The sequence below is a fragment of the Cupriavidus basilensis OR16 genome, from assembly GCF_000243095.1.
GTDB classification, from domain to species: Bacteria; Pseudomonadota; Gammaproteobacteria; order Burkholderiales; family Burkholderiaceae; genus Cupriavidus; species Cupriavidus basilensis_D.
Genome location: NZ_AHJE01000126.1, coordinates 18,973 through 35,751 on the forward strand (window position 1 = coordinate 18,973; position 16,779 = coordinate 35,751).

The 16,779-nt window shown below is 66.5% G+C and carries 7 protein-coding genes and 5 pseudogenes; 6 read left to right on the forward strand and 6 right to left on the reverse strand.

Going from position 1 to position 16,779, the window contains the following annotated elements; translation table 11 throughout:
• Positions 1–65: 65 nt before the first annotated feature.
• Positions 66–1,385, forward strand: a complete 1,320-nt coding sequence (locus OR16_RS33985) for a GntP family permease (protein WP_006163401.1) — start codon at positions 66–68, stop codon at positions 1,383–1,385.
• 244 nt (positions 1,386–1,629) lie between these two features.
• On the forward strand, positions 1,630–1,962 hold the full coding sequence (locus OR16_RS33990; RefSeq protein ID WP_006163403.1) for a hypothetical protein: 333 nt from the start codon (positions 1,630–1,632) through the stop codon (positions 1,960–1,962).
• Between the two features lie 7 nt (positions 1,963–1,969).
• Here OR16_RS33990 and OR16_RS33995 read toward each other — a convergent pair whose 3' ends face one another.
• The 4 genes and pseudogenes from OR16_RS33995 to OR16_RS34010 all read right to left on the reverse strand — a co-directional run bounded on the left by OR16_RS33995 (position 1,970) and on the right by OR16_RS34010 (position 7,607).
• Positions 1,970–3,901 carry a TonB-dependent receptor gene (locus tag OR16_RS33995; RefSeq protein WP_006163404.1) on the reverse strand — a complete coding sequence of 644 codons (1,932 nt, stop codon included), beginning with the start codon at positions 3,899–3,901 and terminating at the stop codon, positions 1,970–1,972.
• Between the two features lie 135 nt (positions 3,902–4,036).
• Positions 4,037–6,065, reverse strand: a pseudogene (locus OR16_RS48575) (TonB-dependent receptor).
• 107 nt (positions 6,066–6,172) lie between these two features.
• Positions 6,173–7,219, reverse strand: coding sequence for a FecR domain-containing protein (locus OR16_RS34005; RefSeq protein WP_006163405.1), 1,047 nt, complete (start codon positions 7,217–7,219; stop codon positions 6,173–6,175).
• A pseudogene (locus OR16_RS34010) lies at positions 7,219–7,607 on the reverse strand (sigma factor-like helix-turn-helix DNA-binding protein). The gene OR16_RS34005 and the pseudogene OR16_RS34010 overlap by 1 nt, the downstream one beginning before the upstream one ends.
• A gap of 272 nt (positions 7,608–7,879) precedes the next feature.
• Here OR16_RS34010 and OR16_RS34015 point away from each other — a divergent pair.
• Positions 7,880–8,731 carry a Bug family tripartite tricarboxylate transporter substrate binding protein gene (locus OR16_RS34015; RefSeq protein WP_006163407.1) on the forward strand — a complete coding sequence of 284 codons (852 nt, stop codon included), beginning with the start codon at positions 7,880–7,882 and terminating at the stop codon, positions 8,729–8,731.
• 112 nt (positions 8,732–8,843) lie between these two features.
• On the opposite strand, the pseudogene OR16_RS34020 reads toward OR16_RS34015, so the two are convergent.
• Positions 8,844–10,929 (reverse strand): annotated as a pseudogene (locus OR16_RS34020) (NADP-dependent isocitrate dehydrogenase).
• Positions 10,930–11,197: 268 nt separating this feature from the next.
• Positions 11,198–11,416 carry a hypothetical protein gene (locus OR16_RS34025; protein WP_006163408.1) on the reverse strand — a complete coding sequence of 73 codons (219 nt, stop codon included), beginning with the start codon at positions 11,414–11,416 and terminating at the stop codon, positions 11,198–11,200.
• Between the two features lie 302 nt (positions 11,417–11,718).
• On the opposite strand from OR16_RS34025, the gene OR16_RS34030 reads away from it, so the two are divergent.
• The 3 genes and pseudogenes from OR16_RS34030 to OR16_RS34040 all read left to right on the forward strand — a co-directional run bounded on the left by OR16_RS34030 (position 11,719) and on the right by OR16_RS34040 (position 16,725).
• Positions 11,719–12,309, forward strand: a complete 591-nt coding sequence (locus OR16_RS34030; RefSeq protein WP_006163409.1) for a DUF2760 domain-containing protein — start codon at positions 11,719–11,721, stop codon at positions 12,307–12,309.
• Positions 12,306–14,101, forward strand: a pseudogene (locus OR16_RS34035) (Hsp70 family protein). Before OR16_RS34030 ends, OR16_RS34035 begins: the two are co-directional and overlap by 4 nt.
• Positions 14,102–14,110: 9 nt before the next feature.
• Positions 14,111–16,725: pseudogene (locus tag OR16_RS34040) on the forward strand (Hsp70 family protein).
• The last annotated feature ends 54 nt before the right edge of the window (positions 16,726–16,779 follow it).

Consider the following 16,779-nt stretch of genomic DNA (forward strand, 5'->3'; position numbering starts at 1 on the left):
CTTTTCATAGCGGACGCGAGGGAGCCCCGCCGGAGCCCCGGCGGACCTCGCACAAAGGAGACAACATGGGCGCCGTAACCGGAACCACCCTCTTGCTGTACGCATTGATCGCCGTGATCGCACTGGTCGTGCTGATCGCGAAGTTCAAGCTCAACCCCTTTATCACCCTGGTGGTCGTCTCGGTCCTGCTCGGCTTTGCCGTGGGCATGCCGATGGGCGACATCGTCAAATCGTTCGAGGCCGGCGTAGGCGGCACCCTCGGCCACATCGCGCTGGTGGTGGGCCTGGGCACCATGCTCGGCAAGATGATGGCGGAATCCGGCGGTGCCGAGCGCATCGCGCGCACGCTCATCGATGCCTTCGGCGAGAAGAACGTGCACTGGGCCATGGTGACCATCGCCTTTATCGTCGGTTTGCCCGTGTTCTTCGAAGTGGGCTTCGTGCTGCTGGTGCCGATCGCCTTCAACGTGGCCAAGCGTACCGGCACCTCCATGGTGCTGGTGGGCATCCCGATGGTGGCCGGCCTGTCGGTGGTGCACGGGCTGATCCCGCCGCACCCCGCCGCGCTGCTGGCCGTGACCGCCTATAAGGCGGATATCGGCAAGACCATCCTGTACGCGCTCATCGTCGGCATTCCCACCGCGGCCATCGCTGGCCCGCTGTTCGCCAAGCTGATGACCCGCTACGTGACGCTGCCGGATGTGAATCCGCTGGCCGCGCAGTTCACCGAGGAAGACGAACGCGTCCAGGCCTCGCATGAGCTGCCGGGCTTCGGCATCACGCTGTTCACCATCCTGCTGCCCGTGATCCTGATGCTGATCGGCAGCTGGGCCGACCTCATCACCACGCCCAAGACCTTCGCCAACGACTTCCTCAAGCTGATCGGCAACTCGGTGATCGCGCTGCTGATCGCCGCGCTGGTGAGCTTCTACACCTTCGGCAAGCGCCGCGGCTTCACCCGGGAAAACATCACGCTGGTGGTCGGCGCGGGCGGCGGCTTTGGCCGCGTGCTGCGCGACTCGGGCATCTCCAACGCCATCGTCGACGTGGCCACCGGCGCCCATGTGTCGGTGCTGCTGCTGGGCTGGCTGGTCGCCGTGCTGATCCGCATTGCCACCGGCTCCGCCACCGTGGCCATGACCACGGCCGCCGGCATCGTCGCGCCGATCGCCGCCAGCGTGCCGGGCACCCGTCCCGAACTGCTGGTGCTGACCACCGGCGCGGGTTCGCTGATCCTGTCGCACGTCAACGACGGCGGCTTCTGGCTGGTCAAGGAGTACTTCAACATGACCGTGGCCCAGACCTTCAAGACCTGGTCGGTGTGCGAAACGCTCATCTCCGTGATCGCGCTGCTGCTGACCCTGGCGCTGGCCACGGTAGTCTGACCGCCAGCAAGGCGCCGGCCAAGGGGAGGAGGCACATGCCGTGCCCCTCCCTTTTTTTATGCCCAGCGCAATGTGCTATTGTGTGCACCGCAGCAAATCATCGGCGCCGCGCGCTTTTCCTGCCGCTGCCATGACCTGGACACCACGGGTCGCACGCCAATCTGTCACAAATCTTTCATACTGGGAAGCAGGCCCGGGTTTCCCCCTAGCGCTAGAATCGAGTCCCAACCGGAGGAAAAGAAATATGCCCAAAAAAATCAGGAAAACCGACGAAGCCGTCCCGGCCACCACCACCGCGCCGGGCCTGATCGCCCTGCTCGACCACATCGCCAATGCCACGGCGCAAGGCCAGCTCGACCCCGAGTTCGCCCGCAAGCTGGGCAAGCGTGTGCGCAAGGAAGCCGACGCGCTGATTGAAGACCAGGCGTACTCGAACGCCCACGGCACGCAGATCAAGGCCGCCCTGGCCACGCTGGAAGAAGCGGTATCGGACAGCGAAGGCGGGCTGCTGGGGAAAGCCGTCAAGCGCCTGCGCGATGCCGACAAGCGTGCTTCGGAATCGCCCGTCACCAAGTAACACTAGCTCAGAAGCGCAGCGTCGCCGAAAGCAGCAGCGTGCGCGGCTCGGCTTGCGCGAGCCCGCCGTAGGCATCGACGGCCGCCCAGTCATGCCTGTCGAAGACATTGCGGACATTGAGCCGGAAGGTGGCCTGCCTGCGCGCCACCGTGGTCCGGTACCGCGCACCGATGTCGACGCGGGTCCAGTGTGGAATGCTTTGCGCATTGGCCTGGTCGACATATTGCCGGCCCGTGTAGACCAGGCCGCCCGCCAGCGTCAGGCCGGGGGCGAAGCCGGCATCCCATTCGGCGCCCAGGTTGGCTTGCAGCGCCGGCGCGCCGACAGCGGTCTTGCCTGCCGACTCGGGGTTGCTGCTGCGCACGATCCTGGCATCGAGCACGGTGGCGCTGGCTAGCAGCCGGACCCCGGCCACGACCTCCCCGTACAGCCCGAATTCCAGCCCGCGATTGCGCTGCTCGCCGTCCGCGGCGAACCGCGTCCCGGACATCTGGCCGCTCGCCTTGGTGATCTGGAATGCACTGACGCTTGCCATCATCCCGCCCTGCTCGACCTTCACGCCTAGCTCAAACTGCCTTGACTTGTAGGGCGCAAATACCTCGCCGGCATTGCTGGCGCTGCCGGGTGCGGTGTCGCCCTTGCTCAGCCCTTCGGTGCGGTTGGCATACAGCGATACGTGTTGCCACGGCTTCGCCACCAGGCCGGCCATTGGCGTCCAGGCGCCCTGGTCGTAATGCGAGGCAATGGCGCCGGCGGTACTGAAATTGTCCGACCTGACCTGCTGATGACGCAGGCCCAGCGTCAACTGCAGGCGCTTGTCCAGCATCGACAACGTATCGGCCAAGGCCACGCCGGACAGCCGCGTCTGGGACACCTTTGGCACGCTGGCGGGTTCCGGGATGTGCTGCGCAGGCAGCGCCACGGGCTGGTACAGGTTGGTCAGCGAGGTGGTCGTGGCGTTGTTGAAGCTGCGTTCCAGCTGGTCACGATAGTCGCTGACGACAACGCTCAGGTCATGGCCCACCACCCCGGTGCCGAAACGGGCGCGCAGGCCCGTGTCCGCGGTGGTGCGGGCTACATTGAACTTGTAGTTCGAGTCCAGCACGGCAATATCGCCGACCTCATCGATGATCGTGGGCGTAATGGCAAAGAGCCTGGCCACCCGGGTACGGCCACCGCCGCCCGCAACGAACCCGGTGAGCTGGTCGCTGATGTCGTATTCCGCCCGCACCAGCAGGGACTGGTCGCGGATGCCGGAGTTCTCCCACGTCTGCGAGATATTGCGCCTTCCGTCCGGCGCATCGGGCACGGCGATCCCGGGGACGATATGCAAGAGGCGCGATGGCGCGGTGATCGTCTCCCGCTGGCCGATCAGATCCAGCGTTGCGCGCAGGCGCTCGCCCTGGTAGTCCAGCGCCAACGCAAGCGCGCTGGCGTTGCGCGACTGGTTGTCCAGGTTGGTGTCTCCCGCCCGGTAGTTCCCATTGATGCGGATGCCGAACTGGCGCTCCGCGCCAAACCGCCGGCTCACGTCAAGGTTGCCGCCAAGCTGCGACGACGCGGCATAGTCCGCCGTGACTTGCGCCAGGTCGGGACCGGTCGCCCGTTTGGGCACGATATTGATGCCGCCGCCGACACTGCCGCTGGGCGCCATGCCGATCAGCATGGCGGTCGGGCCCTTGATCAGCTCGATTCGTTCGATATAGCCGGTCGATACCCGGTAGTTGGAGGCAACGCCATACATGCCGTCGAAGGCAATCTCCCCGAAGTTGCCGTTGCCAACAGGAAAGCCGCGGATCGTGAAAGCGTCGAGGATGCCCCCTGGCTGGCTGACATAGCGCACCGACGAATCGTTGGCCAGCATATCGCCCACCGTGCGCGCCTGCCGGTCCTCGATTGCCTTGGCGGTGTAGCTGGTGACGCTGAATGGCGCGTCCATGATGTCAGTGTTAGCTCGCTCGCAGCCGCGCCGAAGATCGTCACCGTGGGCAGCAATGGCGCTGCCTGCGTGCCCCAGGCCCAGGGCGAGACAAGCGAAGGCGCTGCCAAGCGCGAGGCGTCGTGCACGCAATGCTTAGAAGTCCACGCTCATGGAAGCCATGAAGGTCCGCGGCGCGCCGAGCGAGATGGTGCCGTACGATGCCACCCCGGACCAGTACTTCCGGTTGAATGCGTTGAACAAACCCGCCCGGAAGGTCGTGGACTTGCCGTACATCGACGTCTTGTAGCGCGCGCCGAGATCGACTGTCGTCCACGACGGCACCTGCTGCGTGTTTGCCTGGTTGACATACTCGCTGCCCGTGTAGTTGACCGCGCTGGTCAGCGTCAGGCCCGGCACCCACGGCAAGTCCCACTCTCCGCCCAGGTTTGCCATGACGGCAGGCACGCCTACGGGGCGATTGCCACGCGTGGCCGCGCTGTTGGTCTTGGTCAGCTCGCCGTCAAGCAGGGTCAGGCCGCCGAGCAGGCGCACGCCCTTGTAGGCCTGGCCCGACACGGTCAGCTCCAGCCCCTGGTTGCGTTGCTCGCTGTCGATGGCGTAGATCGTCCCGAACAGCTGGCCGCTGGGCTTGGTCATGCGGAAGGCGGCCAGGGTGGCCATCACCTTGCCCGATTCAAGCTTGACGCCCACCTCCTGCTGCTTGGTCTTGTACGGCGCAAAGACCTGCCCCGCATTCGACGCGATCGCTGGCGCGATATCTCCCTTGCTGAGCCCTTCCACATAGTTGGCGTAGAGCGACACGTTGTGCCAGGGCTTGAAGACAATACCGGCCAGCGGCGTGACGGCGCTTTCGTCGTACGAAGCGGTCTTTGTGCCGGTGGCCGCATAGTTGCTCGACTTGACCTGCTGGTAGCGCAGGCCAAGGGTGAACTGCAAGCGGTCGTCCAGCACGCTCAGGGTATCGGCCAGCGACAGGCCCGACAACGTGGAGTCGGACACCTTCGGCACGCTTTGCGGCGCGGCGATGTTCTGCGCCGGGCGGTCGGTCGGGACATAGATGTTGGATGTGACGGGTGTGCCGGATACGTTGGCACTGGCGAAACGGTCCATGTACAGGTTGGCCTGTAGCGCCAGCGCGTGCTTGACCGGGCCGGTCTTGAACTGGCTCCTGACGCCGGTATCGAAGCTTGATCGGTTGACCTGGAACTTCCAGTTCTGCACAGCCGACGAGGTGGCGCCGGCCGAATTCAGGATGATCATTGGACTTCCACCAGCCCCAGGGCTGACTGACATTGCGCCGGCCGTCCGGTGCCGACGGTACCTGCACGCCGGCTGTGATCAGGAAGGGACGCGTGGGGGCATCGACCCACTGGTACTGCTCGATCAGGTCGAGCGAGGCCCGCAGGCGCTCGCCACGGTAGTCGAGCGACAGTGCGGCCACCTCGGCGCGTGACTTCTGGTTGTCGAGCGCCGTCGGCCCCTGGCGATGCAGGCCGTTGAAGCGAATGCCCCACTCGCGGTCTTCGCCGAAACGGCGGCTCAGGTCCACCGCGCCGCCCACCTGCGCATCGGAGGCGTAGTCGAGCGTGAAGCGCGTCAGGTCCGTTGCCAGCGCGCGCTTGGGCACGACGTTGACCACGCCGCCGACGCCGCTGTTCGGCGACATGCCATACAGCAAGGCGGCCGGCCCTTTCAATACTTCGACCCGCTCCAGGTATTCGGTAAACAGATGGTAATTCGGCGACACGCCGTACACGCCGTCCACGGATATAGAAGGAGTCGGTCACGCCGCGACTTCGGCCAGCGTGGTGGCCTGCTGGTCCTCCAGGCGCTGTGCGGTGTAGTTGGTGACGGCGAATGGCGTGTCCATGACGCCCTTGTTGCCCAGCAGCCCCAGGCGACCGCCGCGCGCCACCTGGCCGCCCGCATAGGGCTGCGGCAGGTCGCCCGGCGCTTCGGCGCCGGCGGTAACGGTCACTGCCGGCAGCGTCGGCGCGCCGTCCGCGGGGGCTGCCTGCGATTGCGCGCTCACGGCAAGCGGCGCCAGGGTCGCGCTCATGGCAAGGCAGACCATGGCGTGGTGCACGGCGAGCGCAAACGGCTTGGGTCGGGGTGGGCGCGCAGCGGCGATGACAGTGGCATAACGAGTTGCAGACATGATTCCTTTCTCCGGCAGCGTGTAATTTGGGTTCCTACGCTGTAGGCCGGTCGAGAATCGAAATCCCCTCAATATTCGTGAATTTTTTTTCGGGCATGCCTGGCATGGGATCAACGCACTTCCGCCGGGCCGACCGAAACCCAGAAGCGCGTGCGATAAATCACGGTGATCGGCTGCGCCTGCATCAGGAAGCGCAGCACCCGATCGGTGTCGCGCACGTGATAGGCGCCCGAGATACGCAAATCCGCCACGCGCGGATCGCAGGCGATGTGGCCGGTGCGATAGCGCGACAGCTCCGCCAGCATGTCCGCCAGCCGCATGTCCTTGCCCGCGATGACGCCATCGGCCCAGCCGTCCGCCTCGAATGGCTGCGACGGCGCTGGCATGCTGCCGGCCTTGGCGAGCCACCAGGTTGTCCCCGCGCGGGCTACGTCGGTCGCCCCGCCCGCGGCAGGGTGCAGCTCCACGGCCCCCTCCTGCACCGTAACGCGGATGCGTTCGTCCTCGATCCGCACCACAAAGCGCGTGCCTAATGCGCGCAGGCCGCCGAACGGCGTCTGCACCCAGAACGGCCGCACCGTTGCGCTGCGGGCCGCGAAGCCATCGTCATGTCCCGTGGCCACCAGGATCTCCCCACGCCGCAGCGTGACCACGCGGCGCTCGGCGCCCAGCGCGGTACTGATGGCGGTATCGGTGTTGAGCGCGATGGTGCTGCCATCCTCCAGGCGCAGGGTGCGCTGCTCGCCGGTGGCTGTGCTCGCATCGGCCACCAGGCGCTGCCACGGTGCCAGTTCGCTCACGCTCGCCGCCGTGACCACCGAGATGCCGGTCAGCGCCAGCACCTTGAGCACCTGCCTGCGCTTGAGCCCACCCGCGCCACGCCGGGCATCGGCAGCCTGCAGCGCATTCAGGGCCAGCGCCGGCGGCATGCCCGCGAAATCAATGCGCAGTGCCTGCACGCGCTGCCAGGCAAGCGCGTGCAGCGGGCTAGCGTCGCGCCACCGGTAGAAAGCCTTGCGCGTGCTGGCGCTGGCCTCGCCGAAGTCGAGCTTGACCGTCCAGTGGATGGCCTGGTCGACGATGCGCGAAGGGAGCGGGGTTTCGGGTTCGGGCGCAGCCGCTCGCTCGCCCAGCCTGGCGGCATCGCTCACAGGCATCAACCGCCAAAGCGCAAGCTGTAGCAATGGCGCAGCGCGGCCGCGACGTGGCGCTCGGCGGTGGCCAGCGACACGCCGAGGCGCTCCGCGATCTGCCGGCAGGTCAGCCCTTCGAGCTGGGCCCACAGGAATGCCTTGCGCACCTGCGGCTTCAGCGCATCCAGGATGCGGTCGATGGCGATCAGGGTTCGATGGTGCTCAGGTAGGTACGCGGCTCCCGGATATCGCACGGTTCGCGGTGGAGCAAGCGGAGAAACACGTCCTGCGCCAGGTCGGCGGCATCGAACGCGTTACCGAGCTGGCGCCGCAACCAGCCCTGCAGCCAGCGATGGTGATCGCTGTAGAGGGCATGGACATGCTGCTGTAACGCGGATTCGGCGGAGGCCATCGCTTCCCTTGCAGTGAAGTGTCTGGCACGGCCAAACTTTAAATGAGAATGGTTCGCATTGTATGATAGGAAAAGTGATTATTGCAACCAGCGGCACGGCCAGGCACACATGTTGCGACGCACCATCTGACGTAGAATCATCGCGATGGCTCGGCAAAGCCATCCAGTCCTCGCATACAAGCCGTGTTTGGCGCTTAAAGTGTTTTCGATCGTGTTTTTGTCTGCTCACGCCAGCCTGCAGGTGCTGTTGCCCGACGCCACTTGACCTGCCTATGAACCTCCTCTTTTCCCTGGACCCGCTGCGCCGCCTGATCGCCACTTCCATGCTGATGGCGGCCACGGTGTCCAGCGCACAGCCCCTCCCCGACGCGTTCCCGCAACGGACCGTGCGCCTGGTGGTCCCCTTCACGGCGGGCGGTACCACCGACATCATTGCGCGCGTGATTGCCGACAAGCTGCGCAGGCGCCTGGGGCAGCCCGTGGTGGTCGACAACCGGCCGGGGGCCTCCACGATGATCGCCACCGAGCAGGTCGCAAAGGCGCCCGCCGACGGATACACGTTGCTCCTGGGCAGTTCCACCACGTTCAGCATGCTCCCAGCGCTGCGCGCCGGCCTGCCCATCGCGGCGGAAAGTGCCTGGGCGCCGATCGGCATCATCGCGCAGGCTCCGGTGATGCTCTCCACCCGTGCGGACTCCGGCATCAAGTCGTTCGCGGACCTGCTAGCGCGCGCAAAAGCCCATCCGGGCGCCATCACCTATGGCACCACCGGCCCGGGCACCGCGCCGTACATCGTGGGTGCCATGATTGCGGCCGACTTGCAGGCGGACATCACGCCCGTGTCTTATCGCGGCAGCACACAGATCCTCGCCGACGTCGTCGGCGGGCGGGTTGACCTGAGCCTGGACCCCTTTGCCGCGCCGCGCGCCACACCGCAAGCGGTGGTCGATCGGCTGGAAAAGGAATTGCAGGCGGTGCTTGTCGACCCTTCCGTGGAAGCGGCGTTCCAGAGGCAGTCGATCAGGGTCATGCGCGGCAACGCGGAGGATTTCCGCCAGCGCGTGCAAGGCGACATAACGCGGTATCGTCGGCTCGCGCAGGAAGGCAGGATCAAAGTGGAGTAGCAAGAGGCCCGGGTACCCGGTACCCGGGGATCTCCATGGCGGCTCGCCTTTCCCAAGGCATGGCAGCCGCCGGCGGCCGCCCTGCGTGACAGGGCGGCCAGGCTTGCATCGATTAAGCCTTGATGGCAGCCAGCGCGGCGTTCAGCGTCTTGCTCGGACGCATCACCATGTCCAGCTTGGCGAAGTCGGGCTTGTAGTAGCCACCGATATCGGCTTCCTTGCCTTGCACGGCCGACAGCTCGCCAACGATGATCTGCTCGTTGTCGGTCAGTTGCTTGGCCAGCGGCGCGAACTGCGCTGCCAGGCCCGCGTCGTCGGTCTGTGCCGCCAGTTCCTGGGCCCAGTACATGGCCAGGTAGAACTGGCTGCCGCGGTTGTCCAGCTGACCGGTCTTGGGCGACGGGTTCTTGTTGTTGTCCAGCAGCTTGCCCGTGGCGGCGTCCAGCGTCTTGGCCAGGATCTTGGCCTTTTCGTTGCTGGTCTTGATGCCGAGTTCTTCCAGCGACACAGCCAGCGCCAGGAATTCACCCAGCGAATCCCAGCGCAGGTGGTTTTCTTCCACCAGTTGCTTGACGTGCTTGGGCGCCGAGCCGCCTGCGCCGGTTTCGTACATGCCGCCACCGGCCATCAGCGGGACAATGGACAGCATCTTGGCGCTGGTGCCCAGCTCCATGATCGGGAACAGGTCGGTCAGGTAATCGCGCAGGATGTTGCCGGTCACCGAGATGGTGTCCAGGCCGCGGATGACGCGCTCCAGCGTGTAACGCATGGCGCGCACTTGCGACATGATCTCGATGTCCAGGCCGGTGGTGTCGTGATCCTTCAGATAGGTCTCGACCTTCTTGATCATCTCGGCTTCGTGCGGGCGGTACGGGTCCAGCCAGAAAATGGCGGGCATGCCGGAGTTGCGCGCGCGCGTGACGGCCAGCTTGACCCAGTCGCGGATCGGCGCGTCCTTGACCTGGCACATGCGCCAGATGTCGCCTTCTTCCACGTTCTGCACCAGCAGCACGTCACCGGTGGCGATGTCGACGATGCGGGCTTCGCCGGCTTCGGGCACTTCAAAGGTCTTGTCGTGCGAGCCGTATTCCTCGGCTTGCTGAGCCATCAGGCCGACGTTGGGCACGGTGCCCATGGTGACCGGGTCGAAGTTGCCGTTGGTCTTGCAGAAGTTGATGATTTCCTGGTAGATGCGGGCAAACGTGCTTTCCGGGATCACGGCCTTGGTGTCCTTCGGACGGCCGTCGGCACCCCACATCTTGCCGCCGATGCGGATCATGGCCGGCATCGAGGCGTCCACGATCACATCGTTGGGCGCGTGCAGGTTCGAGATGCCCTTGGCCGAATCCACCATCGCCAGCTCCGGACGGTGTTCGTGGCAAGCGTGCATGTCGCGGATGATCTCTTCGCGCTTGGAGCTCGGCAGGTCTTCCAGCTTGTCGTACAGGTTGACCAGGCCGTTGTTGACGTTCACTCTGCTCTTCGTAGAAGTCGCACAGCGCCTTCTTGCTCATGAACATGCTGTCGATGATCTCGCCGTCCAGCAGCGACACCTTGGGCTTGAGCACGATGGTCTTGCCGCTCTTGGTGACCAACTCCATCTTGACGTCGCGGGCGCGGTCCAGGGTCATGGACTTTTCACCGTGATAGAAGTCGCCGTGCTTCATGTGCGCCACGTGGGTGCGCGAAGCCATGCTCCACTCACCCATGCTGTGCGGGTTCTTGCGGGCGTAGTTCTTGACGGCGGCGGGTGCGCGGCGGTCCGAGTTGCCTTCGCGCAGCACCGGGTTCACGGCGCTACCCAGGCACTTGGAATAGCGTTGGCGGATGGCCTTTTCGGCATCGGTCTTCGGGTCTTCCGGGAAATCCGGGACCTTGTAGCCCTTGGACTGCAGTTCCTTGATCGCGCTGACCAGCTGGTGCACGGAGGCGCTGATATTGGGCAGCTTGATGATATTGGTGTCCGGCAGCAGGGTCAGTCGGCCCAGCTCGGCCAGGTTGTCGGGCACGCGTTGTGCCTCGGTCAGGAATTCGGGGAATTCGCCCAGGATACGACCCGCCACCGAGATGTCGCTGGTCGTCACGTTGATGCCGGCCGGGGCGGTGAAGGTGCGGATGATGGGCAGGAAGGCACTGGTCGCCAGCAGCGGAGCTTCGTCGGTCAGCGTGTAAATGATGGTGGGTTGCTGGTTACTCATTGCTTATCTCAGGATCAAGAAATAGGTTGGAGAACGCCACCGGCTGGGTCACAGCCCGGCAGGAATGCCCGAATTTTGCCTGAATTTTCTCCAGGGGGGTCTGAACCACACGGGGTTTTTGCTTCGCAATCGCAAAATGCAAGTTTTGCGCGGCCGCAAGGCTTGCGGTGCGCGAAGCGTGAAGGAGGGGCCTATGCTGCGCCCATCTAGCCGGCCAACGGGCCTAATTGTGCCTAAAACCAGATAATCGGCGCAAAACAGGGCCGCGTTAGTCCCAAAGGCAGCGGAAGGCGGCAGCCGCGATCACAGGTACGGTGAGCACCAGCGGAATCGCAAAATACGGTACCTCGATATCTACGAGCCACTTGTAGACAAGCCAGGCAATGCCAGCCGCGAGCGTAACCAGGCCTACGAGCGCCGCGAGAACGTTCAGTACCGTGTCGGACGGGCGCCTGCGCGTCCGTTCCTTGGTGGAAAGCGCTTTCATCCCAACTCCAATGCAGATCGCCACGGGCATTTGCTCTATTAAAGGCTACTCCGGCGCCCTGCGTAAGGGCAAGTATTGGCGCTTTGCGGGCCGCATTGGCCGAAACATGAGCGCCTTAGGGCAAAATACCGCCTTGAGCGGCCCGACCGGGCCCAAAGAACAAGATGCTGACGCGGCGAGCCCATACCTCCGCGCGCCCCGCCGTTGCGTTACGGCAAGCGCGTGCGCTGCGGCAAGCCAGGCCTTGTACAGCATCGCAAGGGGACAGCTCGTCCTTCAACAGAGCACATCTGGAGCCATCGATGACCGACTCGAACATGTCTTTCCTCGGCAGGATTTCTCTTGCCGTGGGCACGTTTTTCAACATCCTGGGCGACCGCGAGCTCGCCGCCGGCGTGCGGCGTCTGCGCGATGGCAACCTCCCTGTGGCTGCGCCGGTCGCGGCACCCGTCGCCGCCCCCGTGGCGGCACCTGCCCCGCAGGCAGCGCCCGCGCCGCGCGAACTCAAGCAGGCGAGCCCTGAGGCGGCACTCCAGCTGCTGGGCCTGCTCCAGCGCGACGCGCGCTTTGTCGACTTTGTCGAGGAAGACATCGCCGGCTACTCCGACGCGCAGATCGGTGCCGCCGCCCGGCTGGTGCATGACGGCTGCCGCGCCGTGCTGCGCGAGCACTTCACCATCCGGCCCGTGCGCGAGGAAGCCGAGGGCAGCCGCGTGACGGTGCCCGACGGGTTCGATGCCACCGCCATCCGGCTGACCGGCAACGTGGTCGGCAGCGCGCCGTTCAACGGCAACATCAGCCACCGTGGCTGGCGCGCCGCCGAAGTCCGCCTGCCCCGGCTGGCGGAGCGCCATGACGCCACCGTGATCGCTCCGGCCGAGGTCGAGCTATGAACGGCCCGCGCTACGCGATCGGCATCGACCTGGGCACGACGCACTGCGCCCTCTCCTATGTCGACCTCACCGCCAGTGACGGCGAAAAGACCACCCCGCCCTGCTGCCCTCGTTCCTCTACCTGCCGCATCCGAGCGAGCTGGCCCCGGGCGACCTGGCCTTGCCATGGAACGCCGCGCGGGACTTCGCCGTGGGCGAGCTGGCGCGCAGCCGCGGCGCGGCCACGCCGATCCGGCTGGTATCGAGCGCGAAGAGCTGGCTGTGCCACCCCGGGGTAGACCGCCGTGCGGCGATCCTGCCGAACGATGCGCCGGCCGAAGTGCCGCGCGTGTCGCCGCTAGATACATCCGTACGCTATCTCTCGCATCTGCGCGAAGCGTGGGACCACGCACATCCCGAGGCCCCGTTCGGCGAGCAGGAAATCACCGTCACCATTCCCGCCTCGTTCGATCCGGCGGCACGGGAATTGACCGCAGAAGCCGCCGAAACCGCGGGCTATGCGCACATGACCCTGCTGGAAGAGCCCCAGGCGGCGCTCTATAGCTGGATCCAGAAGAGCGGCGGCCAGTGGCGCAAGCAGGTCAAGGTGGGCGACATCATCCTGGTGGTCGACGTGGGCGGCGGCACCACCGATCTCTCGCTGATCGCCGTGATCGAGCGCGAGGGCAACCTGGAACTGCACCGCGTCGCCGTGGGCGAACACATCCTGCTCGGCGGGGACAACATGGATCTGGCGCTGGCCCACGTGGTGGCGCGCAAGCTCGCGGCCCAGGGCACGCAGGCCGATCCGTGGCAGCTGCGCGCGCTCACCTATGCCTGCCGCAGCGCCAAGGAAACACTGCTCAGCGACCCCACCACGGACGCGGTGCCGCTGGTCGTGCCGAGCCGCGGCTCCAAGCTGATCGGCGGCTCGATCCGCACCGAACTGACCCGTGCGGAGCTCACCCAGATCATCCTGGACGGCTTTTTTCCGCAGGTGGAGGGCACAGCTCGCCCGCTGAACCGGGCCCGTGGCGGGCTGACGCAACTCGGCCTGCCGTACGCGCAGGACCCGGCCATCACGCGGCACCTGGCAGCATTCCTGGGCCGCCAGGTGGCGGCGCTCGCCGAGATCGAAGGCCTCGGCGGCACGCCCGCGCCAGGCGCCACCTTCCTGCATCCCACGGCCGTGCTGTTCAACGGCGGCGTGTTCAAGTCCGCCCTGCTGGTCGAGCGCATCCTGCTCACGCTCAACGGCTGGCTCGCCGCGGAAGGCGCAGCCCCCGCGCGGCTGCTCGAAGGCGCCGACCTGGACCTGGCCGTCGCACGCGGCGCCGCGTATTACGGCTATGTGCGGCGCGGCCAAGGCGTGCGCATTCGCGGGGGCACCGCGCGTGCCTACTACATCGCCGTGGAATCGGCAATGCCCGCCATCCCCGGCTTCGAACCGCCCGTACAAGCACTGTGCGTGGCGCCCTTCGGCATGGAAGAAGGCACCGATGCCGCGCTGCCGGAACAGGAATTCGGGCTGGTGGTCGGCGAGCCCGTGCACTTCCGTTTCTTTGGCTCGTCGGTGCGACGCCAGGACCAGGTTGGCACCCTGCTCGACTTCTGGGCACCCGAGGACCTGCAGGAGCTGGATGAAATCCAGGCCACGTTGCCCACCGAAGGACGCACGCCGGGCGAAGTCGTCCCGGTGAAGCTGCACGCCCGCGTTACCGAGGCCGGCACGCTCGAGCTGGAAGCCGTGCCGCGTGGCACCGGCGAGCGCTGGAAAGTCGAATTCGATGTGCGCGGCAACGCCAATGCCTGAGTGCACTGCATGAAGCGCTATAGCGTTGGCATTGACCTGGGCACGAGCAACACGGTCGTCGCCTATGGCGAGGCAGGATCAGAGGACATCCGCGTCTTCGACATCGATCAACTGGTGAGCCTGGGCGAGGTTGCCGCGCGCCCGCTGCTGCCGTCCGTGCGGTACCACGCGGCGCCGGGGGAGCTCAACGCGGACGACCTGCAGTTGCCGTGGCAGGCAGCCGGGGACGCCGGCGGTGCGGATGCCAGCGCTGCGGGCCAGGTCGTCGTGGGCCGCCTCGCGCGCTCGCTGGGCGCGCAGGTGCCCGGCAGGCTGGTGGCCAGCGCCAAGAGCTGGCTGTCGCATGCATCGGTCGACCGCGTCGCGCCGATCCTGCCCTGGGGCGCCGCCGACGAGATCGGCAAAGTCTCGCCGGTCACCGCCAGCGCCAGCTACCTGGCACATGTGCGCGCGGCATGGAACCACCGTTTTCCGGATGCCCGGCTCGAAGACCAGGACGTGGTGCTCACCGTGCCCGCCTCGTTCGATGAAGGCGCCCGCGCCCTCACGCTGGAGGCCGCGCGCATGGCGAGGCTGCCCGCGCTGCGCCTGCTGGAAGAGCCCCAGGCGGCGTTCTACGACTGGGTGTTCCATCATCGCGAAACGCTCGCGGCCGACCTGGCGCAAACGCGGCTGGTGCTGATCTGCGATGTGGGCGGCGGCACCACCGACCTGACCCTTATCAAGGTGGAGGTACAGGACGGCCAGCCGCAACTGACCCGGATTGGGGTTGGCAACCACCTGATGCTTGGCGGCGACAACATGGACCTCGCCCTGGCGCACCTGGTCGAGTCGCGCATCGCCACGGCGCATTCGCGCCTGTCTGCGGGCAGCCTGTCCCAGCTCGTCGAGCGTTGCCGCGCCGCCAAGGAGCAACTGCTCAGCGCGCAGGCGCCGGACTCGGTCGCGATCACGCTGCTCGGCGGCGGCTCCCGGCTGATCGGCGGGGCGCGTTCCGTCGAAGTGACCCGGCCGGAGATCGAGCAGATCATCGTGGAAGGGTTTTTCCCCGCGGTTTCGAGCGGCGAGAAACCCGGGCGCTCACGCGGCGGCATCGTCGAGTTCGGCCTGCCCTATGCGGCCGACCCGGCGATCACCCGGCATATTGCGGCGTTCCTGGACCAGCATGCCGCCCAGTCACGCATGGCGCTCGCAAAGGACACCCCTGAGGCGCCGGACGGCGCGCCGCCGATGCCAGACACCCTGCTGCTCAACGGCGGCGTGTTCCGCGCCGGGGCGCTGACGGCGCGTTTGTCGAGCACGCTTGGCGGCTGGCGCCAGGCGCCCTTGCACGTGCTGCACAACGACAACCCCGACGTGGCGGTCGCGCGTGGCGCGGTAGCGTTCGCGCTCGCCCGCGCCGGGCATGCGCCGCGCATCGGCGGGGGCGGCCGGGCGAGCTGGCCGACCTTGCCAGCGGCGATTTTGTCCGTCTGCCGCCAATCGCCACCGTCGTGCAACCGCGCGGCGCCGGCGACGCGCGGGAGACGCTGGTGCAACTCACCACGTCGCTCACCGAAGTCGGCACGCTGGAAGTGCACTGTAGCGAGATCGCCGATCCTTCGCAGCGCTGGCTGCTCGAATTCCAGCTGCGCGCGCAGGCTCCCGCAGCCGACACCGCCACGCACGCGCCGCATCCCTGCCTGCCACAAGCCGTCGAGTGCATCGACCGCACCTTTGGCGCCCGCTCGCAAGACGTTGGCCCCAAGGAAGTCAAGCGGCTGCGCGCGCAGCTTGAGCAGCTCCTGGGCGCACGCGACCAATGGGACAGCGCGTTGCTGCGCGCCCTGTTCGGCACGCTGTGGGAACGCGCGCGCCGCCGCCGCCGCACGGCGGATCATGAACGCCTCTGGCTCAACCTCGCCGGCTATTGCATGCGGCCGGGGTTCGGCTACCCGCTCGACGAATGGCGCGCCGGGCAACTCTGGACGCTGTTCGAGCAAGGGATCCAGTACGTCAACGAAAGCCAGATCTGGTCGGAGTGGTGGACACTGTGGCGGCGCACCGCGGGCGGCCTGGACGCAGGCGCGCAGTTGCGCTTGCTGGACGATATCGCCTTCTACCTGCAGCCCCCGGGCACGGCGCGCTACAAGCGCCCCGCCGGCCCCGCCAAGGCGGGCTACGCCGACATGGTGCGGCTCGCAGGATCGCTGGAACGCGTGCCGGTCGAGCGCAAGATCGAAGTCGCCGAGTGGCTGCTGGCCCGGCTCAAGAAGCCCTCTGAACACCATCAAAGCTGGTGGGCCGTGGGCCGCATCGGCGCGCGCCGGCCGTTCTATGGCAGCGCGCACAGCGTCGTGCCGCCAGAGGTTGGCGCACGATGGCTGGAGGCGATTCTTGCGCTCGACTGGAAGAAGGTCGAGCCGGGTGCGTTCGCCGCCGTCCAGATCGCCCGCATGACAGGGGACCGGTCACGGGACCTGCCGCTGGAGATCCGCGCGCGCGTGGTCAGCCGGCTCGAGGCCGCCAACGCGCCACGCAGCTGGATCGATATGGTGCGCGAAACGGTGGAACTCGATGAGGCGGATGAAGGCCGGGTCTTTGGCGAATCGCTGCCGGCGGGGTTGACGCTGATCATGGGGTAATCGCAGTCATCGTCATCGCCGTCGCCATCGTCGCGATGCGCTTGCCGCAATGCC

Excerpts from the sequence above, each read along its gene's own strand:
- OR16_RS34015 (WP_006163407.1), top strand. The coding sequence starts at position 7,880 with ATGAACCTCCTCTTTTCCCTGGACCCGCTGCGCCGCCTGATCGCCACT.
- OR16_RS34025 (WP_006163408.1), bottom strand. The coding sequence starts at position 11,416 with ATGAAAGCGCTTTCCACCAAGGAACGGACGCGCAGGCGCCCGTCCGAC.
- OR16_RS34030 (WP_006163409.1), top strand. The coding sequence starts at position 11,719 with ATGACCGACTCGAACATGTCTTTCCTCGGCAGGATTTCTCTTGCCGTG.
- OR16_RS33995 (WP_006163404.1), bottom strand. The coding sequence starts at position 3,901 with ATGGACGCGCCATTCAGCGTCACCAGCTACACCGCCAAGGCAATCGAG.
- OR16_RS33985 (WP_006163401.1), top strand. The coding sequence starts at position 66 with ATGGGCGCCGTAACCGGAACCACCCTCTTGCTGTACGCATTGATCGCC.
- OR16_RS34005 (WP_006163405.1), bottom strand. The coding sequence starts at position 7,219 with ATGCCTGTGAGCGATGCCGCCAGGCTGGGCGAGCGAGCGGCTGCGCCC.
- OR16_RS33990 (WP_006163403.1), top strand. The coding sequence starts at position 1,630 with ATGCCCAAAAAAATCAGGAAAACCGACGAAGCCGTCCCGGCCACCACC.